This is a genomic window from Haloarcula halobia, from assembly GCF_029338255.1.
Lineage (GTDB): Archaea > Halobacteriota > Halobacteria > Halobacteriales > Haloarculaceae > Haloarcula > Haloarcula halobia.
In genome coordinates, this window is the sequence record NZ_CP119787.1 from 2,439,089 (window position 1) to 2,463,372 (window position 24,284).

The window sequence follows — 24,284 nt, forward strand, 5'->3', positions numbered from 1 at the left end:
TAATTACGCCGAGGATTTTAAAAGCGTACCCAACACGACCGGTCACGAGTACGGATACCGTGACTGTGCGCCACAGGCACAGGTGACGACCACGTGCCCGTTCTGCGTCCGCACCCTGGCGTTGCGTCCCGGGACGAGGTAGGTATCACACGACGAACACGTCGAGCGCTCGAAGGTGCGCGGGAGCCGGAGGCGCTGGCGCTCGCCGACGCGACGTGCTCGCCGGACGTACGCCCGAGCGCGCTCCTCGTGGCCCGAGAGCACGGCCTCCCGGGCCAGCTCCTGGAGGCGCTCGATGCGTTCGCGGGCGATGGTCGCCTCGTCGGTCATGGTCGCCACTCCGGGAGGGGCCAAAAAATGCCTTCCGAAGCGCGAAGTCGGTAGGATTTTCGGCGGTGCCGGCGACCATCTGGATGTGCGCGTCCTGAACTACCTCGAACTGGAGTCCCGCCTGGACCGGTCGGGCATCGGCACCTCGGTGGACCACCAGCGGGCGGCGCTGGCCGAGACGGACGTCGACGTGGTCACGTCGCCGTGGCGCGACGGCCATCCGGCATGGGCGCTGGGTGGGAAGGTAGCGTTCGACGACCCCGTATTCCGGGAGTACGACGTCGCTCACTGCAACATGATCGGCCCCGGGTCCGTGGCCGTCGCCAGACACGCGAAGCGACACGACGTGCCACTCGTCCTCCACGCCCACGTCACCCGCGAGGACTTCCGGGACAGCTTCCGGGGGTCGAATCTCGTCGCGCCGGCGCTCGGGGAGTATCTGAAGTGGTTCTACTCGCAGGCCGACCTCGTGCTCTGTCCCTCCGAGTACACGAAGGGCGTCCTCGAGGACTATCCCGTCGACGCGCCCATCAGGCCGATCACCAACGGGGTCGACGTCGACGCGCTCGAAGGGTTCGAATTGACCCGCGAGGAGTACCGCGAGCGCTACGACCTCGATGGGATGGTCGTGTTCGCCGTGGGCAACGTCTTCGAGCGCAAGGGGTTGACGACGTTCTGTGAACTCGCCGAAGCGACCGACTACGACTTCGCCTGGTTCGGCCCCTACGACGACGGCCCGCAGGCCTCGGCGGCGGTCAGACGGTGGACGTCGGACCCGCCGGCAAACGTCACCTTCACCGGGTGGATAGACGACATCCGCGGGGCCTACGGGGCCGGCGACGTCTACCTCTTTCCCACCAAGAACGAGAACCAGGGCATCGCCGTCCTCGAGGCGATGGCCTGCGGGAAGGCCGTCGTGCTCTCGGACATCCCCGTCTTCCGCGAGTACTACGAGGACGGCCACGACTGTCTCATCTGTGCGGACAGGTCGGAGTTCGAAGACGCCCTCGAACGACTCGAAGCGGACCCCGACCTGCGCCGGCGACTCGGCGAAAACGCAAAGGCGACGACACGTGAACACGGACTAGAAAGGGTGGGCGAGCGACTGGTCGAGACCTACGAGGAGGTGGTCTGACCGTGGACGGAACCGGAACGCACCGACGACTCGACGACCGCTGCACAGTCGACCGGGTTCATCAGGGCCTTCGGCGTCGCGGCGGTTCCGTACATGATATTCTACGTACTGTCCGGGTCACTGCGAGGGGCGAGCGGGACGCGCCTCCCGCTTCTGGCGCGTGTCATCGGCCTGTTCGGGTTCTTCCTCGGGTTCTCCTATCTCGCCGGCGTCACCTTCGGACTCGGGCCCGTCGGTGCGTATGCCGGGATCGTCCTGAGTTACGCCTGGATGATGCTCGTGCTCGCCTTGGCGTTCCAGCGCGGCGACTGGGCGGGGCGAGCGACCGGGATGATAAGCGCCCGTGAGTCAGCAGGCGAGTGTGCGAGACGTGCGAGTCGGCTGCTACGGCTCGCTTGAAACCCTCAATTGGTGATCGGTCTCAGGAACCGTGGTGAATTCAGGGCGCATATTCATCACTGTCCGGTCAGACAGAAGCGAGGATACAGAGCCGCTATTGGGCAAAGCCGCCCTGCCACTAGCCTCGATATTCCGGGCGGGACGACAGCTCACGCTGTTTTGACGAACTGTGCGCTACCATTCTGCTCGATTATGATGCGATAGCCTTCATAACTAAACGTGATTCCGACCTGTGCTCCACGGACCGGAGGATTCGAAAATATTTCGTCGATAGTATTGCCAAGGTGTTCGTATGTGGGGGTCAGTTCTTCAGGCTGTTTCCCTTCCAGATCAGCCACTATTTTCGCAATTTGCACGGATGGCTTGTGTTGATTGACCTCCAATTGTCGGTGGGCAATTTCGTCCGAGGGCGAGTTCATCGTCGTCTTGGAGTTGGAACTCTACGCGATTAGTCGTCGTGGCTTATTACTTTGACTCTCACAGTGTTGCTCTTCCAATCGAACAAATATAATGGTCGATGGTGTTATAAGCCCGTTTGCCATGTGTTATTTAATGGGTGATTCTGAATCTCCCTCTAACACACAGGGCGTCGTTGCGGTCAGGTTCGCGGTGTCCGACCCGACGTATCCGTTTGTCGGGGTAACGCAAGAAGCGGATTGTAGGGTCGAACTCGAAAAGATGATACCGCGGGGATCGGGCAAGTTTGCGGAGTTTTTCACCATCATGGGTGCCGATCCGGATCGTATCCTCGACCTTGCCCAATCAAACGACTTCGTCGAACCCCGACTCGTTGCGAGGTATGAAGACGGTGGCCTCTACGAATTTGTCGTAGAGGGGTTCTGTCCCGCGCGGGATCTGGCCGAACTCGGGGCTATTCCGCAAGAGGTGGTGGGTGAGAACGGGAAGGGGCACATCGGTGTCGAAATACCACCGACTGAAAACCCATCCAGCATCGTCGAGGAGTTCCTCGACGACCATCCCTCGGCGACCGTAGTTGCCAAAGAGACGAAAGAACGCTCAACACCGCTATTTACGATTGAAGAGCTTCAACAGGTAATGGACGACCGGCTCACCGAGCGACAGAGAGAACTACTTCTGGCCGCGTACGATGCTGGATATTACGAACGATCACCCGAAACAACTGGCGAAGAGATCGCCGATGCGTTCGGGATTAGTCCCGCGACGGTTTCACAACACCTCCACGCCGCCGAACGCAAACTCATCTCACTACTGAGCCAAGAGAACAGCTCGTTTCAAAGCAAACAGTAGTTTCGAATGTTTCAACAGAGCCACCGAGACGACCGACGGACCGACGCGACACCAATGACAAGCGTTTAGCCGCTGATGGTGGTACGCCCGTGAAATGGCACTGCCGCACGTCGCCGCGTTCACCGATACGTACCTGCCGACGGTCAACGGCGTGACCTACACGGTCGAGACGTGGCGCGACCGCTGGCAGGCCCGCGGCGGGCGGATGGACGTGGTCTACCCGGCGAGCGACCACGAGGCCAGGGACGGCGAGTACCCCGTCCGGAGCCTCCCGTTCCCGTTCTACGAGGGCTTTCGCCTGGGGATGCCACAGATTCCCGACGCCGTCGCGGACGCTGACCTGGTCCACGCCCACACCCCATTCAGCCTCGGCATGGGCGGCCAGCGACTCGCCCGCAAGCTCGAGGTGCCGCTGGTCGCCTCCTACCACACGCCGACCGGAGAGTACGCCGAGTACGTCGCGTTCAACGGCACCGTCGAGGCGGCGGTCCAGGCCGGCGCCGAGAGCTACGAGCGGTGGTTCCTGGACCGCGCGGCGGTAGTCCTCGTGCCGAGCGAGCGCACGGCCGGGCACGTCCGCGAGACGGTCGGTACAGACGCGCGCGTCGAGGTCATCCCGAACGGCGTCGACACCGACTTCTTCGAACCCGTCGACGCGGCGGCGTTCCGGGACCGCCACGACCTGCCCGAGGGGCCGCTCGTGGGCTACACGGGGCGCCACGGCTACGAGAAGTGTCTCGGCGACATCCTCGAGGCCTGCGAGGGCCTCGAGGCCACGGTCGTATTCGGCGGCGACGGGCCAGCACGCGAGCACCTCGAGGCGGAAGCCGCCGAGCGAGACATCGACGTCCGGTTCCTGGGCTTCCTGGACCGGGCGGAACTCCCCGCACTGTACGCGGCACTCGACGTCTTCGCGTTCCCGAGTCCGGTCGAGACCCAGGGGCTGGTCGCCCTGGAGGCCAACTGCTGTGGGACGCCCGTGGCCGGCGTCGACGCGGGCGCGCTCCGGAACACCATCCACGACGGGCAGACGGGGTACTCCTACGAGGAAGGGGACATCGAGGGGTTCCGCCGGGCCATCGAGCGCGTCCTCGACGAGGGCGAAACGCTTCGACAGCGGTGTCTCGACCGGCGGGAGCGCGTCAGCGTCGAGCACGCGGTCGACCGGCTCGAGTCGGTCTACGACGACGTGCTGGCGACGGCGCGACGGTGACAGAGCGCCAGCGGGGTACTGGAGGCGAGCCGCCTCGACCGTGTCTGTCTTCGGGACGTAAGCGGGGCGCGATTACTCGCGCGAGTGGCTCATCCCGACCCCAAAGGCGACGCCGTTGACGAGGCCCAGCGCCAGGCCGAAGTAGAAGTTACCCAGGGCGACCGCCAGGACGAGACCGACGCCGGCTCCCAGGGCGACGCCCTTCAGGACGGTCGGCCAGTGCAGCCAGTCGACGCCGAGACGCGGGACGTTCATCGTTTCTCCTACGCGCGCTGTAGGCAAAAAGCTACCAGCGGGAACGGGGGTCGGAGTGCGGTGACGACGACGGCCGCGGTACCTATTTGTTACTGGAGTGACCAATTTTCCGGTGAGATGGATGATAGTGACTCCGACGACGACGCCGGCCCGCAGGAACGAATCATCGAACGTCAGGTCGACCCGGTGCCGGGGGAAGCCAACGTCCGACTCCTGGAGACCATCGCCGACGTGGAGGGGGTCGACGCCACCGACCTCCCGCGCCTCTATCCGTGGCTCGACGAGATTCTGAAGAACCTCTTCAGCGACCCGCCGGCCGACGAGGCCCAGACGGAGGTCACGTTCTCGTACTACGGCTACAGATTCACGGTCACACAGGACGGGAGGATAACCATGCGGAAACTCGGCTCGCTGCCCGACGACGTAGCGTAGTCAGGCCAGCGCGCTGCCGGCGCGGACGAGCGTCCGCTCGCCGAAGGCCGGCCCCACGAGCTGGAGGCCCACGGGGAGCCCCTCGTCGGTCTCGCCGGCGGGCACGGAGATCGCCGGGAGGTTCGCCAGGTTGACCGGCGTCGTGTTGGCGTCGGCGAGGTACATCGTCAGCGGGTCCTCGAGGCTCTCGCCGCGTTTCATGGGCGGCACCGGCATCGTCGGCGAGGCCAGCACGTCGGCGTCCTCGAGGGCCTCGTCGAAGTCCCGTTTGACCCAGGCACGGGCGTCCTGTGCCTTCTTGTAGTACTTGTCGTGGTAGCCGGCCGAGAGGGCGTAGGTGCCCAGCAGGATGCGGCGCTTGACCTCCTCGCCGAAGCCCTCCTCGCGGGCCTTCGCGAACGACTCGTTCCAGTTGCCGTCGTAGCCGCCCGACTTGCCGTAGCGGACGCCGTCGAACCGGGCGAGGTTCGAAGAGGCCTCGGACATCGCGATGACGTAGTAGGCCTCGACGGCGTGTTCGACGGAGGGGAGGTCGACCTCGTGGTAGGTCGCGCCCTGCGCCTCGAGTTCGCTCATCGCGTCCCAGAACGTCTCGACGACGGCGTCGTCGGCCCCGTCGAGCAGTTCGGTCGGGACGCCGATGGAGAGGCCGTCGACGTCACCGTCGGCGGCGTCGGCGTACGACTCCTCGCCGTCGGGGGCCTCGCGGGTCGTCGCGTCGTGTTCGTCCGGCCCGGCAATGACCTCGAGCAGTTCGGCGGCCTCCTCGACAGTCGGCGCGATGGGGCCGATCTGTTCGAGGCTGTTCGCGTAGGCCACGAGGCCGTACCGGGAGACCAGGCCGTAGGTGGGCTTGATGCCGACGACGCCACAGAAGGCGGCCGGACAGCGGATGGAACCACCGGTGTCCGAGCCGAGTGCCAGGTCCGCGTCGCCCGCGGCGACGACGGCGGCGGAGCCACCGGAGGACCCGCCGGGGACCCGCCCCTCGGCGACGGGGTTCTCGACGGGGCCATAGGCCGACGTCTCCGTCGTCGTGCCCATCCCGAACTCGTCCATGTTGGTCTTGCCGGGGATGGTCGCGCCGGCGGCTTTCAGGCGCTCGACGACGGTCGCGTCGTACGGCGGGACGTACTCCTCGAGCATCTTCGAGCCACAGGTCGTCCGGACGCCCGCCGTGGAGATGTTGTCCTTGACCGCGACGGTCCGGCCGGCGAGTGGCCCGTCGTCGCTGCCCTCGATGCGCTCGGCCGTGACGTAGCCGTTGTAGTCGGTCATCTCACGACACCTTCGGCCCCTTGAACTGGCCCGCCTCGGCCTCGGGGGCGTTCCGGAGCGCTTCCTCCTGGCTGAGACACTCGTGGACCTCGTCCGGGCGCATGACGTTCGCGAGGTCGGCCTCGCGCTCTGTCTCGGGCACCTCGTCGAGTGCCTCGAACGCTTCGAGGATGTCACCGAACTGCTCGGTGAACCGCTCGACCTCGTCGGCCTCGAGGTCGACGCGCGCGAGTTCCGCGACGTGTCGGACCTCCTCGGGGTCGACGGCGTTGTCGCTCATGTCTCCGGGGTAAACTGGCCCGGCAGTAAGCGTTTCGAAACGACGACCCCCAAACTAGGTTGGGTAATTACTGAAGGTGGAGGCTCACTAACGTATCTAACAACAGAATTTATGGAATTGGAAAGAATACCTTCGAATGAGAGCAAAGGATTTAAGTCGCCCGAGCCACAACAGAACGTTACAGAAGGCGTTTTCCGGGTCTCCGACCCGTCTGTCCGTAACCAATGACCGATACGACCATCCGCCGATACACGAGTGAGCGCGAGACCGAAGACCAGCAGGCCACAGAGGAAACGGCAGTCGTCTGTCCGGAGTGTGGTGGCTCCCTGGTCTCCGATAGCGAACGCGGCGAAACTGTCTGTGAAGACTGCGGGCTCGTGGTCGAAGAAGACGAGATCGACCCCGGCCCCGAGTGGCGAGCGTTCGACTCGACGGAGAAGGACAAGAAGTCCCGCGTCGGCGCGCCGACGACGAACATGATGCACGACAAGGGCCTGTCGACCAACATCGGCTGGCAGGACAAGGACGCCTACGGCAACTCCCTGTCCTCCCGCCAGCGCGAGAAGATGCAGCGCCTGCGCACCTGGAACGAGCGGTTCCGAACCCGCGACTCCAAGGAGCGCAACCTCAAGCAGGCGCTGGGTGAGATAGACCGCATGGCCTCTGCCCTGGGACTCCCGGAGAACGTCCGGGAGACGGCCAGCGTCATCTACCGCCGTGCGCTCGACGAGAACCTGCTGCCCGGCCGGTCCATCGAGGGCGTCGCGACGTCCTCGCTGTACGCGGCCGCCCGCCAGGCCGGGACCCCCCGCTCGCTCGACGAGATTACGAGCGTCTCCCGCGTCGAGAAAGACGAGATCGCCCGGACCTACCGCTATGTCGTCCGCGAACTGAGCCTCGAGATCCAGCCCGCCGACCCCGAGAGTTACGTCCCCCGCTTCGCCTCGGACCTGGACCTCACCGAGGAGGTCGAGCGCCGGGCCCGCCAGCTCCTCCAGAACGCAAAGGAACAGGGCGTCCACTCGGGCAAGTCTCCGGTGGGTCTCGCGGCCGCGGCCGTCTACGCGGCCTCCCTGCTGACAAACGAGAAGGTCACCCAGAGCGAGGTCAGCGAGGTGGCAAACATCTCCGAGGTCACCATCCGCAACCGCTACCACGAACTGCTCGAGGCCGAGGACAGCGTCCACCCCTAGCAGACCGTAACCTAGACTTCCCGGAGGGCCCTCCGGCCGGTATGGAGACCACCCGTCACTTCGTCGCCACCGTCTACGTCGTCAGCGACGGCGCCGTCGCGCTCCACGAACACGACAAACTGGGGATGTGGCTCCCCGCGGGCGGCCACATCGACCGGGACGAACTTCCCCACGAGGCGGCTCTGCGCGAGACGCGCGAGGAACTGGGCCTGGACGTGGACCTGGTCGCCCCGAAAGAACAGATCGCCAGCGAGACGGTGCGCTCGATACCCCAGCCACAGCACTTCCTGCTCGAGGACATCAACGTCGACGCGAGCGGGGCGGTGGGCCACCAGCACATCGACTTCATCTTCTACGGCGCAGCGGGGAGTCGCGACATCGACCCCGGACCGGGCGAGCAACCCGCCGAGGACTGGGGCTGGTTCACGCCCGAGGCCCTGCGGGACGACGCCGACCGGTTCCCCGAGGACGTAGTCGAGGTGGGACAGCGCGCGATCGCCGCGGTCGAGGGGCGGTAACTTTTTATCAAATTGACACGAACGTGCTAGCATGTATCGTGTTCTGCTTCCCATCGACAGCAACGTAGAACGGGCCACGGCACAGGCAAGCGCCGTACTCGACCTGCCCCACGCCAGCGATTCGGTGACCGCGACAGTCCTGCACGTCTTCGAGGACGAGGTGACAGCGGAGAAGACGTCCATCGAACAGACCACCTCCGGGAAGAAGATGCTCCAGATGCTGCGCGACGCGGGCGTCGACGTCGAGACGGTGAGCGTCCACGGCGACCCCGAGGAACGGATCGTCACCGCCGCTGCGAAGCGCGAGGCGGACATGATCATCCTCGGCGGGCGCAAGCGCTCGCCCCTCGGCGCACTCGTCTTCGGGAGCGTCAGTCAGGCCGTCATCCTCGATTCCGACCGTCCGGTGACGGTCACGGGGAGCGGCGTCGACGGAACGGCCGAGTCGTCGCCGGCGTGAGCGACTCGACGTACTGTGTGACGTGGTCGTCCATCCGGCGCTTGTAGCCGGCCTGCCGGGCCAGTCGGTCGAGTTCGCGCGCGACCAGCGAGCCGTACTGCGCGGCCTTCTTGTCACGCGTCGCGACGGCCTCGGGGAGCGAGCCCAGTGCTACCTGTCTGAGCGCCCACTTGCGCGTCTCGCCGTCGACGAGCATCCGGTCGTCGAGGCGAAGCGCCGCGCGGACCACGGCGTCGTGTAACAGCGGCGCGACCGGTTCGACGCCGGCGGCCCGTAGCGCGAGCACGTCCCGCTCGAGCTGGTCTGGCAGCGTCGCGACCACCTCGCGCTGGGCGCCCCGGACCGTGTCTGCCTCGACCCGGGGGTCCTCGGGGGCCTTCGCCACCTTCGCGTAGCCGCCGAACAGTTCGTCGGCCCCCTGGCCGACGGCGAGCCGGTCGAACCCGTCCGCGGCGACCCGCTCGGCCGTGAGATACAGCGGAAGCGCTATCTGGATCGCCATCGCGTTCGTCCGGCCGGTGGCGGCGACGAGTTCGGGGACCGCCCGTTCGAGCGCGTCGTGGGTCAGTTCCACGACGGTCAGGTCGCGGTCGAGCGCCGCGGCGGCCGAACGGGCTGCCTCGACATCGTGGCTCTCCCGGAAGCCGGCGACGTACAGCGGCGCGTCGAGGCGCGCCGCGAGCAGCGCGGAGTCGACGCCGCCCGAGAAGGCGAGGGCCAGTCCGTCGGTGTCGACGGCGTCGATGCGCCTCTCGACGGCCTCGCGGACGGCCTCGACGGCCGTCCCGCGGTCCGCGTACGCGGCCGGGGCCGGGAGCGACCAGACCGAGCGGGCCCCAGCGTCGTCGCGGACGTACCCTGCGGGGAACGGTTCCGGCGTCTCGAGGTCCGACGGGTCGTGGCTCCAGACGTCGGCCGGGAGCTGCTCCCCCGAGGCGTCACGTTCGACGAACAGCGGGTATCGGCCGAGCACGTCGCGCACGAGCGCACCCTCGAGGTCGCCGGAGAACCCGCCGGTCCCCGGCAGTGGCTCGCGGGAGGCGAGCGCGGCCCGGACGACCTCGGGGTCGGCGCCCTGCATCAGTCCAGGTAGGTCGAGAGGCGGTTGACGACGCGGCGCTTCGCGCCCCCGGCGGCCTGGCGGAAGCTGATGCGCCAGGGCGTCCGCTCGCCCTCGACGGTGGTCCGGCCGTCGGCGATGGCCGAGAGGATTGCCGCGACGGAGCGTTCGTCCGCGTCGACGTTCGTGACCGCCTGGCCGACCATCTCCGCGATGTGGGCGTCGCTCCCGGCCGTCATCGGCAGACTGCGGCGGCGCGCGAAGCGTTCGGCCTGTCGGTTCGACCGCCCGGTCAGCAGTCGGGAGTTGTACACCTCGATGGCGTCGGCCGTGGCGAGTTCGTCCTTCGAGATGTGTTCTAAGACGCCGTGGCGCGACTCCTGGAAGGGATGGGGGACGACCGCGAGGCCGCCCTGCTCGCGGATGCGGTCGAGCGTCTCGCCGAAGGAAAGGCCCTGCGGGATCGCCTCCTGGATGCCCAGCGCGAGGACGTGGCCGGCGGCACAGGTCACCTCCATGCCCGGAATCCCGACGAGGTCGTACTCCGGTGCGAGCTGGGCGGCCCGGAGACTGGCGTCGATCTCGTCGTGGTCGGTGACTGCGAGTGCGTCCAGCCCGACGGCGCTGGCCTGCTCTAGAAGGAGTTCGACGGAGTCACGGCCGTCGTAGGACAGCGACGAATGCGTGTGGAGCTCGACCGACAGCACAGGTGGCGGTTAGCAATGCCCCGGCAAAAACGCCCCGATACGCGTCGCGGCCGAAAACCGACCGTCCGTGCCCACCGGACGGTATCCCGACCGACCAGTTCCCTCCCCCGTCAAGTCACCAGTCTGGCGCGGGTGTGCAGTGCGACCGCTCACAGGTCGTGACTGCGTGCGGAGATACTGGCGCGACGGGAATCAACGCCTACCCCGACGATTTCGGGTGTTGAAAGACGGCGCCTCAGTCCGCGGGGTTGGCCACGTCGGTGCCGGCGTCGAACGGCGCCGGACCGCGGACCTCGTCGTCGGTCAGGTAACACTGCGGGTCGGGCGCGAACAGGTCGTCCTCGATGGTGAGCGCGCGCAGGCGGGAGGCGCCCCGGCAGACGCCGGCGTACCGGCAGTCGGCACATTTCCCCTTCAGGTGGGCCTCGCGGTTCCGCAGCTGGCGCAACAGCGGGTTGGACTCGTCGTCCCAGATGTCGCCGAACGAGCGGTCCCGGACGTTCCCCAGCGAGTAGCCCTGCCAGAACTGCGTGAGGTGGACGTTGCCCTGGTAGTCGACGTCCGCGACGCGTTCGCCGGTCGGGTCGCCCCCGTTGACCCGGAGGTACTCGTAGACCCGCCGGGCCTGGGCCTCGCTCATGTGCTCGCGGGCGTACTCCACGAGGTAGGCCGCGTCGGCGTAGTTGCCCACCAGCAGCGTCTCGATCTCCTCGCCCCGGTCGTGGTACTCTCGGGTCATGTCACAGACGCGTTTCACGGCCGCTCGGCGGTCCTCGGGGGTGAGGTCGGCGTCGACGATCTCGGTGCCGCGCCCGCCGTAATCCAGGTGGTAGAAACAGAAGCGGTCGACGCCCACGTCGGTCAGCAGGTCGACCACACCCTCTAAGTCCGGCGCGTTGCGCTCGGTTATGGTGTAGCGCAGGCCGGTCTTGAGGCCGGCGTCCAGACAGTTCTCGATGCCCCTGACCGCGCCCTCGAAGGCCCCATCCAGGCCGCGGAAGTCGTCGTTGCGCTCGGGGAGGCCGTCGACGGAGACGCCGGCGTACTTCAGCCCGGCGTCTTTCAGCGAGGCGGCGCGCTCCTCGGTGATGAGCGTCCCGTTCGTCGAGAGGACCGGGCGGACGCCCACCTCGTTCGCGTAGGCGACCAGTTCCTCCAGGTCCTGGCGGACCAGCGGCTCGCCGCCGGAGAACAGCACCACCGGCGCGCCGTAGTCGGCCAGGTCCTCGAGCAGCGCCTGCCCCTCGGCCGTCGAGAGCTCGCCGTCGGCGATGTCGGTGTCGGCGGCGGCATAGCAGTGGTCACAATAGAGGTTGCACTGCTTGGTGACGTTCCAGACGACGACCGGCCGGCGCTGTTTCTCGTCGCGGATCTGAGACTTCGTGGACTCGTCGGCCGCGTCGTAGCGCAGGCCGTCACCCTCCGCATCGAGGTCAGAGAGGAGCTTCGAGACGGAGATCATTCCGCGTCCCCCTGTAGTGTCTCGGCGGCCATCTCCTTGCGGTCCATGGTTGCGTCGTCGTTGGCCTCGGCGTCGTCGGCCACGAGGGACTGCTCGGCGGTCTGGAACCGGCGCGTCTCGTCGGCCGGACAGAGCCACAGGCGCTCGACGCTGTGACCGAAGAGGGCACTCGCCTGTTCCCGGGCGACGGCAGCCGTGGGCGCGCTCACGCTCCCGGCGTGAGTGAGCGGTTCCGCCGGGTCCTCGCTGACGAACAGTTCCCACTCCCGACTCGTCGCACCGCGGGGGGCGTCCACCTCGTTGTCCAGGCGTTCCATACGGGCCTTCTAGAAGGCCCCGTAAAAAATGGGTCTACCGAGTTCCCACCGCCTGAGAACGGCGTCAGTCAAGCGGTGTGTTCCACGGGCCGTCGGGTGCTCTCGCCGGCACCCCGTCCGTGTCCAGCGGGAGCTGCTCGCGGGCACGCTCGACACCCTCGCGGACGTTCTGCCCGACCCCGTTCAGGTGGGCCTGGGCCAGCAGCGGGTTGACGCTCGACGCTTCGGCGTGGGCGTAGACGTCTGTCGTCCCGTCGGGGCCGGGAAAGAGCATGAGGTGCAACTGCCGGCGCGCCAGCGGGCCGTCGCGGTACACCCACGACGCGTGCTCGGGTGCACCCTCGCGAGTCTTCAGGCGGGCGAAGGGGTTCCTGACGAACCCGGCCGTCCAGAGGCGATCCTCCGCGGACGCGAGCGGCTCCGGCAGCGATCCGGCGTACTCGCCCTCCGTGATCGGCCGTGGCCCCAGCCGATCGTCGAAGCATCGGCCGAGGGCCTGCGAGGCGGCCCGCCGGAGCGGCTCCCACCAGGCGGCGGCCGGCCCCCTGTTCCACCGGAACGGGAGGCCGTACGTCTGGGCGAGTCCCACGGCGGCGCCGAGACGCGTCAGGGGCGATGGGAGCGAATCGACCATGCGCTACCTGTACACGGCCCAACAGTATCAAAGCCACACCTGGGGGCAGCGGACGGTCGTACCCGCAAAATGACGGTTCGGGTCGGGCGAGACCACACGACTGCGACGGAACCGGGCCGACGAGTCGGTTAGGTTAAAGGGTTGGGGGGGTCAGGTTCGGGCAAGGATGGTTCGGGACCCGTTCGCTGACGACGACACGCCGGAGTTGGAGACGGTCCTCGACGCGCTCGACGACGAGGACTGTCGGGCCATCGTCAGCGTCCTCGACGAACCGATGACGGCGAGCAAGATCTCCGAGGAGAGCGGCATCCCGCTTTCGACGACCTACCGGAAGCTCGAGCTGCTGACCGAGTCGTCGCTCCTCTACGAGGGCGTGGAGGTTCGCTCGGACGGGCAACACGCGAGCCGGTATGCCATCGACTTCGAGGAGGTGGTCATCGCGCTCGACGAGGATCGGGAGTTCGCCGTCGAGATATCTCACCGGGCCAGGTCGCCAGACCAGCGACTCGAGAACCTCTGGTCGGAGGTGCGAAAAGAGACATGAGTCCACACATCCCCAGTTCACAGGTCGGTATCGTCGTCTCGAAGACGCTCATCCTCATCATCGGTGGGCTGATTACCTACTACGCGTACCAGGCCTACCGGCGCACGGGGTCGCCCGAACACAAGTGGCTCACATACGGGTTCGGGGTGGTGACAGCCGGGGCGATAATCGGCGGGGTGCTGGACCTCCTCGTCGGCACCTTGCTGGACGTCGAGCTCATCAACACGAGCGTGTTCGTCTCGAGTTCGTTGACCGCAATCGGCCTCGGCATCATCCTCTACTCGCTGTACGTCCGGTAGGGGGCCGTTCCCAATGGCTAAAAATTGGGGGTGGTTTATACAGGGAGCCATGTCGTCCGTCAGGCTACGATGGTCGATACGAGTACAGTCCTGCTGGTCGCAGCCAAGACGGTGACGCTGTTTTGTGGCGCTGTCCTGACGTATCTGACCTACCAGGCGTACCGGCGGACCGCATCGCCGGCCATGCGAGCCCTGTGGGTCGGCATCAGTTTCGTGACCGCCGGTGCGGTATTCGCCGGGAGCCTCCACCAGGTGCTGAACGTCACCGTGGCGACGAGTGTCGCCGTCGAGAGCGTCTTCACCGCGGCCGGGTTCGTGGTGCTCACGTACTCGCTGTACACCGAGCAACCGAGCGAGGAATGAGCGCCGACTCACCCGTCGGGCGCGTCGCCCTCGGTCGCGACCGGCGACCGCGGACCGTGGATGGCCAGCACCGAGAGCAGATTGCCGGCAAACACCGCCGCACCCAAGAACGCGAGTCCACCGGCGAGTCGAACGTCGACGGCGAGTCCGCCCTCGTGTGCGACCGAAAGCAGGCCGGCCGTGACCAGCGAAATCGCGTCGAGGCGGCTCAGACGCCCGTCGTAGAGGTCGTCTATCGTCGGAACGGCCTGCAGTCCCACCCGGTCGCTGTACCGGTCGACCCAGACGAGGAAGGGGACGACGTGATAGAGCGTCCCGAAGACGGTGAAGCCGACGACGCCGACGAGCAACAGCGTCCCGCCGGCCGGCCCCCCGAACAGGTCGGCCAGCGCGAGGGGTGCGTCCGACCACGCGAGGGCCGCGAGCGGCGCCCAGACGAGCAACGACAGGGCCACCACGGCGTACCGGGTCAGCATCGGCGACCACTCGACGGGGCCTCGGACCAGTCGCGAGGCGAGGACGACGCCGACGACGCCCAGGCCGGCGGCGACCAGCAGGCCGCCGAGCCGCGCGAGGTGGGCCAGGCCCACGAGTCGGCCGACCGCCAGGAGGACGACCCCGACCGGATAGCCGACCGTCTCGGCCCGCAGCAACGCTCGCTCGGGGCCCCAGTCGGGGGCCTGCGTGAACATCGGCCCGAGCTGGGCCAGCGCCCCGGCCACCGTCGTCAGGACGGCGCCGAACACCGCCAGTGTGGCGTGGGCGGCGAGCAGTCGCCCACGCGTCACGCCGGCCACCGGTGTGAGGCCGACCGCACGGTCCAGGGCGAGGCACACCCCGGCGACCGTCACCAGCGCGAAGAAGGTCAGCGCCGTCGCGAAGTGTGCCGTCGTCGCGTCCCACTCGTCGCGGGGCAGGGACCGGCCCACGTTGTAGACGAAAGCCCACACGCCCGCGAGCGCGACGGCGCCGGCGACGGGGAGCCACAGTCGCCGGTGGGTCAGGAACGCGGCGGCGAGACCGGCGAATCCGAGCGCCGAAAGCGGCAACTGGGCCGCCGCCAGCCGTCGCGAGTGCAGTGCCGTCCCGGTCCAGACCGGGACGAACTGCGTCATGGCCCCGAGGATGGTGAGACAGACCCAGCCGGCCAACAGCAGGTGCACCTGCGCGAGGTGGGCCCCGCGCCCGCGGCCGAGTCCGACCGCGACCCCCGCGAGCAAAAACCCCAGCGCGACGACGAAGTGAGCGAGCGGAACGGTCGTCGGCGGTCCGGCGTCGGCGTCGACGGCTCCGGGAATCGGGTTCATCGGTCGCTCATTGGGCCGGGACGGTGCTGGACCTGGGGCCGAACACGTTCGGGGAAACCGTCCCCGGCGCGGCGCCGGTACCGGGATACATGGCCTCCGAGACAGTCGTCGCCGAGACGGACGCACCGACGGACGCCCGGGTTGAGCACCTCGAGGTCGGGTCGCTCGGGCCGCCGGAACCGCTCACGCGTACGCTCGAACGCCTCGCTGAGTTGTCCGACGACGCCGTGCTGGTCCAGCACAACGACCGCGCGCCCCGGCACCTCTACCCCCGGCTCGAATCGCGGGGGTACGCCTTCGAGACAGTCGAGACGACCGACGAGACGGTGACAGTGATATGGAAGGGATGACAGGGACAGACGAGACGCCGGACGTAGAACAGGCCGTCGAACATATGTGCGACCGCGGCGCGACAGTCAGGTCGGCCCAGGTAGAGCGGGCGCTCGAGGAGTTGCGTGCCGACGGCGACCTGACCGACGCCCAGCGGCAGGCGGTCGAGCGGCTGAGCGATCGCCTGGTCGAGCGGTTACTCGCGGTCCCACGCGAGAGCCTCAGGGCCGCCGACCGTGCCGGCGACGTCGAGACCGTCGAGACGGCGATGGAACTGTTCGGCTAGAACTGCGGCGCCAGGACCAGCAGGGCCTCGCTGTCGGCCGTCGCCGACAGCGACACCTCGTTCCGGCCGTCGAAACGGACCACGTCGCCCCCCGAGAGCGATCTGACCGTCCCGCCGACGGTCAGCTCGACGGCGCCCTCGACGAGGTGCAAGACGAGGTCCCGGCCCGGGTGGGTGTGGGCCGGCACCGTCTCCCCCGCAGGCAGCGCGAGGCGGACCGTCCGTGGTTCCCCCTCGAACACCCGCGTCTTCCCCGTCTCTCCCAGGTCCTCGAGGGAGACGTGGTCGATACCCTCGGTGTCGTCGGCGTCCGGGTTGTCGTCGGGAATCGCCTCCTCTGTCGGGTTGCTTTCGGTCATCCTCTCTTTGGCAGCTTCGCGACGTACTTGTGTGGTTGTACCTCGGTACACTCGTAGTTTTCGGCGTCGAACGCCTCGACGTCGGCCCGGAACTCGAGGTAGAGCGGCCGCGGGTCGTGGTCGTTGACGATCTCGAGCGTCTCCCCGTCGTCCAGTGCCTCGAAGGCTGCGTGTACCTCCTGGTGGCGCTGTGCCGGCGGGAGGTCCCTGAGGTCGAGCGTCGTGGCAGGCATCGTCGTCGGCTTCGAGCCGTCCCGACGAGGGGATTCTGGCGAACACGTTCGGCAGCAGACTCTGTGTGTCCCGGACCGTTCACACAGATATGGGATTCCTCTCGGGCGTGCGCGGCACCGACAGCGGGTTCGACGGCTACGACTCTTTCGACCAGGCCCACCTCCCGGCACCCGGGTCGTTCCTCGAGGGCCACGACGTCCTGACGGGTCGGACACACGCGGCCTTCCACCGACTCACGCGGACCCTCTTCGAGGAACGGGGCGTCTACGACGCGACGTTCGGATACAACCTCGCGCGACTGAATCTCGACCGGCGCCACCCCGACGCCGGCTTCCGTTACGCCCGCGAGCGAGAGCCGCCGGCCGGCGGAGGCGACTCGACGGGTGGTCGGGTGCTCCGAGCGTCGTTCACGCCGACGACGGCGTTCTGTCCGCAGAGCGACGCGCTGACCCTCGGTGCGTTCCGCGCGTGGAACGGCCTCGAGGACCGACACGAGTACGACCTCGTCCGGGTGCGGGTCGACGGGACCCACGACCAGAGCCCCGCCATCAACGGCCACCTCGCACAGATCGAACGGGCCTTCCTGGAGACCGGGTCGGTGGCGACTGCCGTCGAGACGGCCGAGAGATCCGGGCAGACACCCCCATAACTGAGGAGCTATATGTATGCCACCTAAACCCGTCGCTGTCGGGCGGTCTCGTCGAATCCGAGGAATTGAAGTGAGTCGGTATCGTCCTCTCACTATCGAACGATGACAACGTCAAACGGGGGTGAAGACGGCTTCCAGGTCGGCAGTGAGGAACGACCGGGTGACGTCGTCCTCCAGGGCGTGGCGGCACAGAAGGGCTGTGACGTCCTCGACCTGGCACCGTTGCAGGATGCTGTCGACGTCAAGGCGCTGAACCAGCTGTTCGAGGCCCCGGGCGTCGAGCGTCTGGAGTTCGTCTACGAGGGGTTCGAGGTCGCCGTCGAACCCGGACGCGTCCTCCTCAGAGAACTGCCGTGAGCGCCCGGCCTGTGCGGACCTGGTTCTCGCGGGCGTCGTAAGAGAGCACGTCGACCGCGTCCAGTTTCGGCAGGTCGACGTGATGGAGTCGTAGCCGGAGCGTGTCGGGACTCCCGACAGCACCGTGAGCTCCCTCCGCGACGAGCTGCTCCGAGAGTTCCTCGAGCGACGTGGGCTCCGTCCGGTCGGCGACCAGCTCGACGATCTCGCGCCGGTACGGACGGGCGACGAAGACGGCGACGACGTCCCACTGCGGGTCCTCCGGCCGGTCGGGCGACGGGAGCGAGACACCCAGCGCCTCCAGGTCGACCGGGAACCGGGGGACGAGTCTGACACCGTCGGCCGTCCGGACGACCAGCTCGGCCGATTCCAGTTTCGGGAGATGGCAGTGATAGAGGTCGATGCGCCGTCGCTCTCGTTCGTCGTCGGTCACCCGTCCCGGGGGCCGTTGCTCTTCCAGTGCGGCCAGCTGTATCGCGAGGTCAGATTCCGTCATCGAGCCGGGCTCGTTCGCGACGAGCGAGAGAATCCGGCGGTGTCGCATGTCAGAGAGGATATCGGAGATGAGAAGCGGGTCGACCCGCGTACCCTTGCCTGACTTGCTCATGCACGCTAATTGATCGTGCTGGATAATGGGTACGCTGCCGGAAATATTCGGTACCCGTTCACTCGTCGCCGAGCAGTCCCTCGAAGACCTGCTTCTGTGCCCGGCGGATGTGCTGGTGGAACGTCGAGGACCCGATGCCGAGCGACGCGGCGACGTCCTCGCCGGAGTTCTCGCGCGGCCAGTCGAAGTAGCCGGCGTAGTAACTCGCCTCGAGCGCGGCCCGCTGGCGGTCCGTGAGCCGTTCTATCAGCGCCGTCTCGGCGGCGCCGTCGGCCGTCCGGCCGGAGTTCTGACGGCGCGCGAGCATCTCGATCCCGGGGGTGGCCTCGCTGATGCGGTCGAGTACCAGCTGTGTGTCGGCGTCCGCGGGGAGGTCGAGTTCCAGCAGGAGCGTCCCGTCGTCGACCGTCGCCTCGCGGATGCGTCCCCCGTTGCGTGCCACCGGTCCCAGCACGGGCGGGTCGGTCAGGGTGGCCTGAATCCGGGTCGTCTCCGCCTCGGTGCCCAGTACCTCGATGGCTTCCCAGTGTGGGACCGCCGGGGACGCGACCCAGCGTTGCAGGACGTCGACGACGTCGCCCGTCCCACGCCCGTAGACGAGGAACCGGTCGGCGTCGAGCGGAATCGTCCGGTCGAACGAGAGCGTCCCCTCGCCCGGGACCGGGCGAGACAGGCGCTCGAAGACGTCGCGGTCACGCAGCGTTATCTCGACGACGTCGTCGCTCAGCAGGGCCCGCTTGCGCTCGACGGCCGCGATGGCGTGCCCGAGAATCTCGCCGAGCTGGCCGACGACCTGACGTTCCGTCTCCCCGAACGCACCCTGCCGGTCCGAGTACAGTCCGACCAGTCCGTACAGCGTCCCCTCGTGACAGACGGGGAATGCGGCGACGGACGAGTAGCCGAACTCCTCGGCGAGGTCGTACCACGGCTCGAACGTCGGGTCCTCGAAGACGTTCCGACACACCTGCATCTCCTGTGTCTCTATCGCCCGGCCCCCGGGACCCCTCCCCCGTGGCGAACTCGAATCGGCGACGACGCGGGCCCGCTCGAGGTAGCCGTCGACCCCGGCCTCGACTCGGGGCCTGACCAGTCCGGTTTTCGGGTCGACGTCGGCCACCCAGGCGAACGAGTACGAGTCGGAGGCTGCGAGCTGTTCGGCAGCGGCGCGCTCGATCTCCTCGCGCGTCGACCCGTCGACGACCGCCTCGGTTATCTTCCGGACGGTCTCGTGGAGGCTGTTGAGCGCGGCGAGGCTGGCCCGCTCGCGCTCTATGTCTCGTTCGCGGGTCTTCTGATCGGTGATGTCGAGCATCGCCCCGCGGACGACGTCGTCGGTCCCGGGGGCCCGTTCGGAGAACACCCGGAGCCACGTCACCGTCTCCTCGTCGGGACAGATGCGAAACTCCGTCTCCAGCCGTTGCTCGCCGTCGATGCACGCTTCCATCACCTGCTCGACGCGGGCGCGGTCCTCGGGGTGAACGACGTCGAGGACCTCCCCGGCCGTCACGGACGCACGCGGCTCCATCTCGAATATCTCGAACAGTTCGTCGGTCCAGACCAATTCGTACGGCGGTTCCGAGACGTCGAGTTCCCAGCCGCCGACGTTCGCGAGTTGCTCTGCGTGTTCGAGCAGGCCGGTCGTCCGCTGCAGTTCCTGTTCGCGTTCGACCCGCTCGGTGATGTTCTGGATGTACCCCCGTACGGTGTGGGTCTCGCCGTCGTCGACGAGCGCCTCCCCGGCCGCCCTGACCCATCGCTCCTCGCCGGTCGCGGTTATCAGCCGGATGTCCTCGCTGTAGGGCTCGCCAGCCTCGATACATCGCTCGATGCGCGACGCCATCACGGCCCGGTCGTCCGGGTGATAGAAGTCTAACCCGTCGACCAGCTCCGGGTCGAAGTCCTCGTCGTCGACCTCGTGGATGCGCCGCGTCCCCTCGGTCCAGGTTACCGTGTCCGACGCCACGTCGAGTTCCCAGCCACCGACCTCGCCCATGCGCTCGGCGTTCCGCAGGAGGTCCTGGGTCCGGTCGATCTCGGCCTCGCGCGCCCGCCGGGCTGAGATGTCCCGGATGACCCCCGTCGTCCCCCGGAAGTTGCCGTCCGGATCCGTGCGCAACGCGATGTGGTTCTCGACGGGGACGGGGTCGCCGTCTTTCGGGATCGCCTCGTACTCGACGGTGAAACTGTCGGCCGTCTCGTCGACCAGCAGGTCGCCGATGATATCCGTGATGCGTTCGATCTTCTCCTCGCGCATGCCGATGGCGACGGAAGCGCCCAGCAGTTCGTCGGCGTCGTATCCCGACAGGTCGACGGCCGCGTCGTTGACGTACGTGAACCGCCCGGCCGCGTCGAGTTCGTACACCGGGTCGCCCAGGGCGTCGAAGAGGCGCCGGTACCGGGCCAGCTCGTCCTCGAGGTCCGAGACGTCCGGGGTCGTCTGTCGCGGGCGCCACCAGACCCGCCCGCTGGCGCCGACTTTCTTCGTCTCGAGGGCGCCGCGGTCGACCAGCGTCTCCAGTCGCTTGTAGGCCCCGCGCCGACCGCAGTCCAGCTCGGCCGCGATTTCTTGGGTCGTGCGTGGTTCCTGTGGGTCCGCGGACTCGTCGAAGACCGCGAGCGTCGACTCGTAGACGTCCCCCGACCGAGTTGCCATGCACCCGAATCGTCGACGACTGACATAACAGTTCCGCCGGCGGAACCAGCGCGGCCGGCGGGGGCAGACGATGGCGCATGGAAAGCAATTTAGCCGGCCGGCGGCGACTGACCGGTAATGAGCCTGTCCGACGCGGACCACGACGTCGTGGTCGACGAACTCGACCGGGAGCCGACCCGGGCGGAGGCGGCCCTCTTCGAGAACCTCTGGAGCGAGCACTGCGCGTATCGCTCCTCGCGGCCGCTCCTCTCGGCGTTCGACTCCGAGGGCGACCAGGTCGTCATCGGCCCCGGCGACGACGCCGCCGTCGTCTCCCTGCCGGCCCACGACGGCGAGGAGATGTACATCACCATGGGCATCGAGTCACACAACCACCCCTCGTACGTCGACCCGTTCGACGGCGCGGCGACGGGCGTCGGCGGCATCGTCCGCGACACGCTCTCGATGGGGGCCTACCCCATCGCGCTCGCGGACAGTCTGTACTTCGGTGACTTCGAGCGCGAACACTCCCGCTATCTCTTCGAGGGCGTCGTCGAGGGGATCTCCCACTACGGGAACTGCATCGGCGTCCCGACGGTCGCCGGGTCGGTGGCCTTCCACGAGGACTACGAAGGGAACCCGCTGGTCAACGTCTCCTGTATCGGCCTGCTCGAACCGGAGCGGACCCTCACCGCCGAGGCCCAGCAGCCTGGCAACAAGCTCGTCCTGGTCGGGAACGCCACCGGCCGCGACGGCCTCGGTGGGGCCTCCTTCGCCAGCGAGGACCTCGCGGAGGACGCCGAGACCGAGGACCGGCCGGCGGTCCAGGTCGGTGACCCCTACGCCGAGAAGCTGCTCATCGAGTGCAACGAGGCGCTGCTGGACGAGGAACTGGTCGAGTCGGCCCGCGACCTCGGAGCGGCCGGCCTGGGCGGTGCCTCCTCGGAACTCGTCGCGAAGGGCGGCCTCGGCGCCGAGATAGAGCTCGACCGGGTCCACCAGCGCGAGCCGAACATGAACGCCATGGAGATCCTGCTGGCCGAGAGCCAGGAGCGCATGGTCTACGAGGTCGAACCCGGGAACGTCGAGCGCGTCGCGGAACTGGCCGAGCGCTACGACCTGGGCTGTTCGGTCATCGGCGAGCTCACCGAACCGGGGACGAACTACGTCTGCACCTTCCAGGGCGAGACGGTCGTCGACGTCGAGGCGGAGTTCCTCGGCGACGGCGCGCCGATGCACGACCTGCCCGCCGAGGAACCCCCCGAACAGGAGCGTGACCTCCCGACCGTGAACCTCACCGAGGCCTTCGAGCGCATCGTCGCCAGCCCGAACACCGCCTCGAAGCGCTGGGTCTACCGCCAGTACGACCACGAGGTCCAGGTGCGGACGAGTGTCCTGCCGGGCGACGACGCCGCCCTGCTGGCCATCCGTGAGGCCGGCACGGGCCTGGCCTTCTCGGCGGGTGCCGACCCGAACTGGACCGGCGCCGCCCCCTACGAGGGGGCCCGCGCCGTCGCCCTGGAGAACGCGACCAACGTCGCGGCGAAGGGCGCCGTGCCCCACGCCGCCGTCGACTGCCTCAACGGCGGCAACCCGGAGAAGCCCGACGTCTACGGCGGCTTCAAGGGCATCGTCGACGGCCTCGCCGACATGTGTGCGGACCTGGACGTGCCCGTCGTCGGCGGCAACGTCTCGCTGTACAACGACTCGCAGGCCGGTCCCATCCCGCCGACGCCGACGCTCGCGATGGTCGGCGTCAAGGCGGGCTACGACGCTCCGCCGATGTCGCTGTCCGGCGAAGGCACGCTCGTGGTGGTCGGCGACCACGGATTGGATGGTGACGCCGACCCGAGACTGGGTGGCTCCGAGTACACCTCGATCTTCGGCGGCACCGACGCCTATCCCGACCTGCCAGCCGACCCGAAGGGCCTCGTCAGCACCATCGCCGAGGTGGCCGACGAGGACCACGTGCTCGCCTCCCACGACGTGAGTCACGGCGGCCTGGCGGTCGCGCTCGCGGAGATGGTCCACGAGGACGCCGGCGCCAGCGTCGACATAGAGACGGTCGAGCGCGGGACGCGCAAGCGCCTGCTCTTCGGTGAACAGCCCGGTCGCGTGGTCTTCGAGACAACCGACCCGACGGCGGTCGCCGAAGCGTTCGACGGCGTCGCGCCCGTGACAGTCGTCGGCGAGGCCGACGGCTCGAGCCACCTCGAACTGACGGTCAACGAGGAGACGCTACAGTACCACGCCGGCGAGATCGCCGACCTCCGCGCGACCATCGACGACGAACTCGCCTGACGGCGTCGCCGGACAGCACGGTCGAGTAGCTGGCCACGGGACACGCGGGAGTGCCCCGGCAGGTCTCAGGCCAGTGCGAACGCGATGCCGAAGGTAAGTACCAGGCCCAGCAGCGCGACGCCGGCGCCGGTCAGGATCTGGGACGTCGTGAAGTCGCTCTGTGGGGCCGTCGAGCGAAGCGGCGGCGCTCGCTCGGGCAGGCTGACGTTCTCGGGGTCGTAGTCCGGACGTGACTCCGCGTGGTGGTCGTCGTGGTCGTCTGCCATGGTCGTGGATTTTCCGAGCGCATACGAGTAACTGTCGGAATCTCGTTTCGGGTGTCAAACGGGCGATCGGCGGGCTCAGCGACCATCGCGCCGTCGTCGCGAGACGACCCCGTGGGCCGTCGAGAGGACGACGAGCGACGCCACGACGAACGCGCTGACGGCGTTGGCCGCCAGGTGGATCGGCAGGAGCGCGAGGTAGTTCGCGACGAAAAGCACCGTCGCCCCGGCCCCGACGCCGCCGTAGTACTTGTGCCAAGGCCGGTCGCCGTCCGGTTCGCGTCGCGCCATCTCCAGGACCTGCTCGGCCTCGTCGGTCAGCTCGACCCGCCCCCCGCGCCGGTCGTAGTCGACGACGCCCGTGTCGGCCATCTTCGGGAGGTGACACTGGTAGAGTGCGACGTAGACGCGCTTCCGGGCCGCCGATCCGATCATCGCGACGGTCACGTCGTTCTCTTCGGCGGCGATCTCCTCGGCCAGCCTGCCGAGACCGACCGGTCCATCGGCCCCGTCGAGGTACTCGAGCACCCGTCGGCGGCGCTCGTTTTTCAGGAGAGTGAAGACGGCGCCGGTCGGCAGTTCTGACTCGTCGGTGTCGTTCAGTGCGGCCGACTGCGTGGGCCCGGGGGACTCCTGTCGGCCGCGCAGGTCGGTGAGCGTATCACTGCTTCCCATGGCGTGTCACAGAGAGTCATTAGACGTATCGGTACTTCAACTGGAAGAATAGTACACTCGTGTTCACACTCATTCGGCCGGTTTCGCTCGGCTTATCTCGCCCGGACCGCCCGACTGTGAACGGATCCACGCGACG

33 protein-coding genes are annotated in these 24,284 nt (G+C 67.8%); 16 read left to right on the forward strand and 17 right to left on the reverse strand.

Annotated features, from left to right (window positions below; genetic code table 11):
- Positions 1–42: 42 nt before the first annotated feature.
- Entirely contained in the window at positions 43–330 is a 288-nt protein-coding gene (locus tag P1K88_RS12975) for a ribonuclease P protein component 4 (protein ID WP_276410652.1), read from the reverse strand.
- 85 nt (positions 331–415) lie between these two features.
- On the opposite strand from P1K88_RS12975, the gene P1K88_RS12980 reads away from it, so the two are divergent.
- Together P1K88_RS12980 and P1K88_RS12985 are read left to right on the forward strand one after the other, a co-directional pair.
- Entirely contained in the window at positions 416–1,465 is a 1,050-nt protein-coding gene (locus P1K88_RS12980) for a glycosyltransferase family 4 protein (protein ID WP_276410653.1), read from the forward strand.
- A 93-nt stretch (positions 1,466–1,558) separates the two neighbouring features.
- Positions 1,559–1,864 (forward strand): hypothetical protein, encoded by a 306-nt coding sequence (locus P1K88_RS12985; RefSeq protein ID WP_276410654.1) that lies wholly within the window; start codon positions 1,559–1,561, stop codon positions 1,862–1,864.
- A gap of 149 nt (positions 1,865–2,013) precedes the next feature.
- On the opposite strand, the gene P1K88_RS12990 is transcribed toward P1K88_RS12985, so the two are convergent.
- Positions 2,014–2,283, reverse strand: coding sequence for a HalOD1 output domain-containing protein (locus P1K88_RS12990; protein WP_276410655.1), 270 nt, complete (start codon positions 2,281–2,283; stop codon positions 2,014–2,016).
- A 133-nt stretch (positions 2,284–2,416) separates the two neighbouring features.
- Here P1K88_RS12990 and P1K88_RS12995 point away from each other — a divergent pair, with 133 nt between their 5' ends.
- Positions 2,417–3,133, forward strand: coding sequence for a bacterio-opsin activator domain-containing protein (locus tag P1K88_RS12995; RefSeq protein ID WP_276410656.1), 717 nt, complete (start codon positions 2,417–2,419; stop codon positions 3,131–3,133).
- 94 nt (positions 3,134–3,227) lie between these two features.
- Complete coding sequence (locus tag P1K88_RS13000; protein WP_276410657.1) at positions 3,228–4,346, forward strand: glycosyltransferase; 1,119 nt, start codon at positions 3,228–3,230, stop codon at positions 4,344–4,346.
- Between the two features lie 72 nt (positions 4,347–4,418).
- Here P1K88_RS13000 and P1K88_RS13005 read toward each other — a convergent pair whose 3' ends face one another.
- Complete coding sequence (locus P1K88_RS13005) at positions 4,419–4,601, reverse strand: hypothetical protein (protein WP_276410658.1); 183 nt, start codon at positions 4,599–4,601, stop codon at positions 4,419–4,421.
- A 117-nt stretch (positions 4,602–4,718) separates the two neighbouring features.
- On the opposite strand from P1K88_RS13005, the gene P1K88_RS13010 reads away from it, so the two are divergent.
- Positions 4,719–5,033 (forward strand): HalOD1 output domain-containing protein, encoded by a 315-nt coding sequence (locus P1K88_RS13010; RefSeq protein ID WP_276410659.1) that lies wholly within the window; start codon positions 4,719–4,721, stop codon positions 5,031–5,033.
- Here the strand turns inward: P1K88_RS13010 and gatA are convergent, their stop codons facing one another.
- Entirely contained in the window at positions 5,034–6,311 is a 1,278-nt protein-coding gene (gene gatA / locus P1K88_RS13015) for an Asp-tRNA(Asn)/Glu-tRNA(Gln) amidotransferase subunit GatA (protein WP_276410660.1), read from the reverse strand. It abuts the gene before it with no gap.
- Position 6,312: 1 nt separating this feature from the next.
- Positions 6,313–6,591, reverse strand: coding sequence for an Asp-tRNA(Asn)/Glu-tRNA(Gln) amidotransferase subunit GatC (gene gatC / locus P1K88_RS13020; protein WP_276410661.1), 279 nt, complete (start codon positions 6,589–6,591; stop codon positions 6,313–6,315).
- A gap of 224 nt (positions 6,592–6,815) precedes the next feature.
- Between gatC and P1K88_RS13025 the strand changes: the two genes are divergently transcribed.
- Genes P1K88_RS13025 through P1K88_RS13035 form a run of 3 tightly spaced genes read left to right on the forward strand, consistent with a single transcriptional unit; the run spans position 6,816 to position 8,762 of the window.
- The gene (locus tag P1K88_RS13025; RefSeq protein WP_276410662.1) at positions 6,816–7,784 is read left to right on the forward strand and encodes a transcription initiation factor IIB; all 969 of its coding nucleotides are present in this window, start codon (positions 6,816–6,818) and stop codon (positions 7,782–7,784) included.
- A 41-nt stretch (positions 7,785–7,825) separates the two neighbouring features.
- Positions 7,826–8,302, forward strand: a complete 477-nt coding sequence (locus tag P1K88_RS13030; RefSeq protein WP_276410663.1) for an NUDIX hydrolase — start codon at positions 7,826–7,828, stop codon at positions 8,300–8,302.
- Positions 8,303–8,333: 31 nt separating this feature from the next.
- Positions 8,334–8,762 (forward strand): universal stress protein, encoded by a 429-nt coding sequence (locus P1K88_RS13035; protein WP_276410664.1) that lies wholly within the window; start codon positions 8,334–8,336, stop codon positions 8,760–8,762.
- On the opposite strand, the gene P1K88_RS13040 is transcribed toward P1K88_RS13035, so the two are convergent.
- The 5 genes from P1K88_RS13040 to P1K88_RS13060 all read right to left on the reverse strand — a co-directional run bounded on the left by P1K88_RS13040 (position 8,716) and on the right by P1K88_RS13060 (position 12,942).
- Positions 8,716–9,843 carry an asparagine synthase C-terminal domain-containing protein gene (locus tag P1K88_RS13040; protein WP_276410665.1) on the reverse strand — a complete coding sequence of 376 codons (1,128 nt, stop codon included), beginning with the start codon at positions 9,841–9,843 and terminating at the stop codon, positions 8,716–8,718. The genes P1K88_RS13035 and P1K88_RS13040 overlap by 47 nt on opposite strands.
- Positions 9,843–10,529 carry a PHP domain-containing protein gene (locus P1K88_RS13045; RefSeq protein WP_276410666.1) on the reverse strand — a complete coding sequence of 229 codons (687 nt, stop codon included), beginning with the start codon at positions 10,527–10,529 and terminating at the stop codon, positions 9,843–9,845. Before P1K88_RS13045 ends, P1K88_RS13040 begins: the two co-directional genes overlap by 1 nt.
- Before the next feature lie 235 nt (positions 10,530–10,764).
- Positions 10,765–11,991, reverse strand: coding sequence for a TIGR04347 family pseudo-SAM/SPASM protein (locus P1K88_RS13050; protein ID WP_276410667.1), 1,227 nt, complete (start codon positions 11,989–11,991; stop codon positions 10,765–10,767).
- Positions 11,988–12,308, reverse strand: a complete 321-nt coding sequence (locus tag P1K88_RS13055) for an Htur_1727 family rSAM-partnered candidate RiPP (RefSeq protein ID WP_276410668.1) — start codon at positions 12,306–12,308, stop codon at positions 11,988–11,990. The genes P1K88_RS13050 and P1K88_RS13055 overlap by 4 nt, the downstream gene beginning before the upstream one ends.
- A 64-nt stretch (positions 12,309–12,372) precedes the next feature.
- Positions 12,373–12,942: a hypothetical protein gene (locus P1K88_RS13060; protein WP_276410669.1), complete on the reverse strand. Its 570-nt coding sequence runs from the start codon at positions 12,940–12,942 to the stop codon at positions 12,373–12,375.
- Between the two features lie 166 nt (positions 12,943–13,108).
- On the opposite strand from P1K88_RS13060, the gene P1K88_RS13065 reads away from it, so the two are divergent.
- The 3 genes from P1K88_RS13065 (at position 13,109) to P1K88_RS13075 (ending at position 14,148) form a co-directional block, all read left to right on the forward strand.
- A complete protein-coding gene (locus P1K88_RS13065) occupies positions 13,109–13,486 on the forward strand; it encodes a helix-turn-helix domain-containing protein (protein ID WP_276410670.1) in 378 nt (125 codons plus the stop codon).
- The gene (locus P1K88_RS13070; RefSeq protein ID WP_276410671.1) at positions 13,483–13,785 is read left to right on the forward strand and encodes a DUF7521 family protein; all 303 of its coding nucleotides are present in this window, start codon (positions 13,483–13,485) and stop codon (positions 13,783–13,785) included. Before P1K88_RS13065 ends, P1K88_RS13070 begins: the two co-directional genes overlap by 4 nt.
- Before the next feature lie 69 nt (positions 13,786–13,854).
- Positions 13,855–14,148: a DUF7521 family protein gene (locus P1K88_RS13075; protein WP_276410672.1), complete on the forward strand. Its 294-nt coding sequence runs from the start codon at positions 13,855–13,857 to the stop codon at positions 14,146–14,148.
- An 8-nt stretch (positions 14,149–14,156) separates the two neighbouring features.
- On the opposite strand, the gene P1K88_RS13080 is transcribed toward P1K88_RS13075, so the two are convergent.
- Positions 14,157–15,455, reverse strand: a complete 1,299-nt coding sequence (locus P1K88_RS13080) for a heme-copper oxidase family protein (protein ID WP_276410673.1) — start codon at positions 15,453–15,455, stop codon at positions 14,157–14,159.
- Between the two features lie 89 nt (positions 15,456–15,544).
- Between P1K88_RS13080 and P1K88_RS13085 the strand changes: the two genes are divergently transcribed.
- Both P1K88_RS13085 and P1K88_RS13090 read left to right on the forward strand, forming a co-directional pair.
- Positions 15,545–15,805: a DUF2249 domain-containing protein gene (locus tag P1K88_RS13085; protein ID WP_276410674.1), complete on the forward strand. Its 261-nt coding sequence runs from the start codon at positions 15,545–15,547 to the stop codon at positions 15,803–15,805.
- Positions 15,793–16,071 (forward strand): glutamyl-tRNA reductase, encoded by a 279-nt coding sequence (locus P1K88_RS13090; protein ID WP_276410675.1) that lies wholly within the window; start codon positions 15,793–15,795, stop codon positions 16,069–16,071. The genes P1K88_RS13085 and P1K88_RS13090 overlap by 13 nt, the downstream gene beginning before the upstream one ends.
- On the opposite strand, the gene P1K88_RS13095 is transcribed toward P1K88_RS13090, so the two are convergent.
- Positions 16,068–16,430: a cupin domain-containing protein gene (locus tag P1K88_RS13095; RefSeq protein ID WP_276410676.1), complete on the reverse strand. Its 363-nt coding sequence runs from the start codon at positions 16,428–16,430 to the stop codon at positions 16,068–16,070. The genes P1K88_RS13090 and P1K88_RS13095 overlap by 4 nt on opposite strands.
- Positions 16,427–16,663 (reverse strand): DUF2249 domain-containing protein, encoded by a 237-nt coding sequence (locus P1K88_RS13100; protein ID WP_276410677.1) that lies wholly within the window; start codon positions 16,661–16,663, stop codon positions 16,427–16,429. Before P1K88_RS13100 ends, P1K88_RS13095 begins: the two co-directional genes overlap by 4 nt.
- A gap of 89 nt (positions 16,664–16,752) precedes the next feature.
- Between P1K88_RS13100 and P1K88_RS13105 the strand changes: the two genes are divergently transcribed.
- Both P1K88_RS13105 and P1K88_RS13110 read left to right on the forward strand, forming a co-directional pair.
- On the forward strand, positions 16,753–17,313 hold the full coding sequence (locus tag P1K88_RS13105) for a DUF7998 family protein (protein WP_276410678.1): 561 nt from the start codon (positions 16,753–16,755) through the stop codon (positions 17,311–17,313).
- 102 nt (positions 17,314–17,415) lie between these two features.
- A complete protein-coding gene (locus P1K88_RS13110; protein WP_276410679.1) occupies positions 17,416–17,670 on the forward strand; it encodes a HalOD1 output domain-containing protein in 255 nt (84 codons plus the stop codon).
- Here P1K88_RS13110 and P1K88_RS13115 read toward each other — a convergent pair.
- Both P1K88_RS13115 and P1K88_RS13120 read right to left on the reverse strand, forming a co-directional pair.
- On the reverse strand, positions 17,654–18,277 hold the full coding sequence (locus tag P1K88_RS13115; RefSeq protein ID WP_276410680.1) for a DUF7344 domain-containing protein: 624 nt from the start codon (positions 18,275–18,277) through the stop codon (positions 17,654–17,656). The genes P1K88_RS13110 and P1K88_RS13115 overlap by 17 nt on opposite strands.
- A 58-nt stretch (positions 18,278–18,335) precedes the next feature.
- A complete protein-coding gene (locus P1K88_RS13120; RefSeq protein ID WP_276410681.1) occupies positions 18,336–20,930 on the reverse strand; it encodes a PAS domain S-box protein in 2,595 nt (864 codons plus the stop codon).
- A gap of 117 nt (positions 20,931–21,047) precedes the next feature.
- Between P1K88_RS13120 and purL the strand changes: the two genes are divergently transcribed.
- On the forward strand, positions 21,048–23,210 hold the full coding sequence (gene purL / locus P1K88_RS13125) for a phosphoribosylformylglycinamidine synthase subunit PurL (RefSeq protein WP_276410682.1): 2,163 nt from the start codon (positions 21,048–21,050) through the stop codon (positions 23,208–23,210).
- A gap of 65 nt (positions 23,211–23,275) precedes the next feature.
- On the opposite strand, the gene P1K88_RS13130 is transcribed toward purL, so the two are convergent.
- The gene (locus P1K88_RS13130; RefSeq protein ID WP_276410683.1) at positions 23,276–23,476 is read right to left on the reverse strand and encodes a DUF7550 family protein; all 201 of its coding nucleotides are present in this window, start codon (positions 23,474–23,476) and stop codon (positions 23,276–23,278) included.
- A 75-nt stretch (positions 23,477–23,551) separates the two neighbouring features.
- A complete protein-coding gene (locus P1K88_RS13135; protein WP_276410684.1) occupies positions 23,552–24,148 on the reverse strand; it encodes a DUF7344 domain-containing protein in 597 nt (198 codons plus the stop codon).
- Between the last annotated feature and the right edge of the window lie 136 nt (positions 24,149–24,284).

What these genes read in the sequence shown, in the direction of transcription:
- P1K88_RS13090 (WP_276410675.1), top strand. Translation starts at nt 15,793, where the DNA reads ATGGAAGGGATGACAGGGACAGACGAGACGCCGGACGTAGAACAGGCC.
- P1K88_RS12990 (WP_276410655.1), bottom strand. Translation starts at nt 2,283, where the DNA reads ATGAACTCGCCCTCGGACGAAATTGCCCACCGACAATTGGAGGTCAAT.
- P1K88_RS13055 (WP_276410668.1), bottom strand. Translation starts at nt 12,308, where the DNA reads ATGGAACGCCTGGACAACGAGGTGGACGCCCCCCGCGGTGCGACGAGT.
- P1K88_RS13000 (WP_276410657.1), top strand. Translation starts at nt 3,228, where the DNA reads ATGGCACTGCCGCACGTCGCCGCGTTCACCGATACGTACCTGCCGACG.
- P1K88_RS13005 (WP_276410658.1), bottom strand. Translation starts at nt 4,601, where the DNA reads ATGAACGTCCCGCGTCTCGGCGTCGACTGGCTGCACTGGCCGACCGTC.
- P1K88_RS13070 (WP_276410671.1), top strand. Translation starts at nt 13,483, where the DNA reads ATGAGTCCACACATCCCCAGTTCACAGGTCGGTATCGTCGTCTCGAAG.
- P1K88_RS13010 (WP_276410659.1), top strand. Translation starts at nt 4,719, where the DNA reads ATGGATGATAGTGACTCCGACGACGACGCCGGCCCGCAGGAACGAATC.
- gatA (WP_276410660.1), bottom strand. Translation starts at nt 6,311, where the DNA reads ATGACCGACTACAACGGCTACGTCACGGCCGAGCGCATCGAGGGCAGC.
- P1K88_RS13065 (WP_276410670.1), top strand. Translation starts at nt 13,109, where the DNA reads ATGGTTCGGGACCCGTTCGCTGACGACGACACGCCGGAGTTGGAGACG.
- P1K88_RS13095 (WP_276410676.1), bottom strand. Translation starts at nt 16,430, where the DNA reads ATGACCGAAAGCAACCCGACAGAGGAGGCGATTCCCGACGACAACCCG.
- P1K88_RS13080 (WP_276410673.1), bottom strand. Translation starts at nt 15,455, where the DNA reads ATGAACCCGATTCCCGGAGCCGTCGACGCCGACGCCGGACCGCCGACG.
- P1K88_RS13130 (WP_276410683.1), bottom strand. Translation starts at nt 23,476, where the DNA reads ATGGCAGACGACCACGACGACCACCACGCGGAGTCACGTCCGGACTAC.
- P1K88_RS12975 (WP_276410652.1), bottom strand. Translation starts at nt 330, where the DNA reads ATGACCGACGAGGCGACCATCGCCCGCGAACGCATCGAGCGCCTCCAG.
- P1K88_RS13025 (WP_276410662.1), top strand. Translation starts at nt 6,816, where the DNA reads ATGACCGATACGACCATCCGCCGATACACGAGTGAGCGCGAGACCGAA.
- purL (WP_276410682.1), top strand. Translation starts at nt 21,048, where the DNA reads ATGAGCCTGTCCGACGCGGACCACGACGTCGTGGTCGACGAACTCGAC.
- P1K88_RS12995 (WP_276410656.1), top strand. Translation starts at nt 2,417, where the DNA reads ATGGGTGATTCTGAATCTCCCTCTAACACACAGGGCGTCGTTGCGGTC.
- gatC (WP_276410661.1), bottom strand. Translation starts at nt 6,591, where the DNA reads ATGAGCGACAACGCCGTCGACCCCGAGGAGGTCCGACACGTCGCGGAA.
- P1K88_RS13030 (WP_276410663.1), top strand. Translation starts at nt 7,826, where the DNA reads ATGGAGACCACCCGTCACTTCGTCGCCACCGTCTACGTCGTCAGCGAC.
- P1K88_RS13110 (WP_276410679.1), top strand. Translation starts at nt 17,416, where the DNA reads ATGACAACGTCAAACGGGGGTGAAGACGGCTTCCAGGTCGGCAGTGAG.
- P1K88_RS13040 (WP_276410665.1), bottom strand. Translation starts at nt 9,843, where the DNA reads ATGCAGGGCGCCGACCCCGAGGTCGTCCGGGCCGCGCTCGCCTCCCGC.
- P1K88_RS13135 (WP_276410684.1), bottom strand. Translation starts at nt 24,148, where the DNA reads ATGGGAAGCAGTGATACGCTCACCGACCTGCGCGGCCGACAGGAGTCC.
- P1K88_RS13075 (WP_276410672.1), top strand. Translation starts at nt 13,855, where the DNA reads ATGGTCGATACGAGTACAGTCCTGCTGGTCGCAGCCAAGACGGTGACG.
- P1K88_RS13035 (WP_276410664.1), top strand. Translation starts at nt 8,334, where the DNA reads ATGTATCGTGTTCTGCTTCCCATCGACAGCAACGTAGAACGGGCCACG.
- P1K88_RS13060 (WP_276410669.1), bottom strand. Translation starts at nt 12,942, where the DNA reads ATGGTCGATTCGCTCCCATCGCCCCTGACGCGTCTCGGCGCCGCCGTG.
- P1K88_RS13105 (WP_276410678.1), top strand. Translation starts at nt 16,753, where the DNA reads ATGGGATTCCTCTCGGGCGTGCGCGGCACCGACAGCGGGTTCGACGGC.
- P1K88_RS13085 (WP_276410674.1), top strand. Translation starts at nt 15,545, where the DNA reads ATGGCCTCCGAGACAGTCGTCGCCGAGACGGACGCACCGACGGACGCC.
- P1K88_RS13115 (WP_276410680.1), bottom strand. Translation starts at nt 18,277, where the DNA reads ATGAGCAAGTCAGGCAAGGGTACGCGGGTCGACCCGCTTCTCATCTCC.
- P1K88_RS12985 (WP_276410654.1), top strand. Translation starts at nt 1,559, where the DNA reads ATGATATTCTACGTACTGTCCGGGTCACTGCGAGGGGCGAGCGGGACG.
- P1K88_RS13120 (WP_276410681.1), bottom strand. Translation starts at nt 20,930, where the DNA reads ATGGCAACTCGGTCGGGGGACGTCTACGAGTCGACGCTCGCGGTCTTC.
- P1K88_RS13100 (WP_276410677.1), bottom strand. Translation starts at nt 16,663, where the DNA reads ATGCCTGCCACGACGCTCGACCTCAGGGACCTCCCGCCGGCACAGCGC.
- P1K88_RS13050 (WP_276410667.1), bottom strand. Translation starts at nt 11,991, where the DNA reads ATGATCTCCGTCTCGAAGCTCCTCTCTGACCTCGATGCGGAGGGTGAC.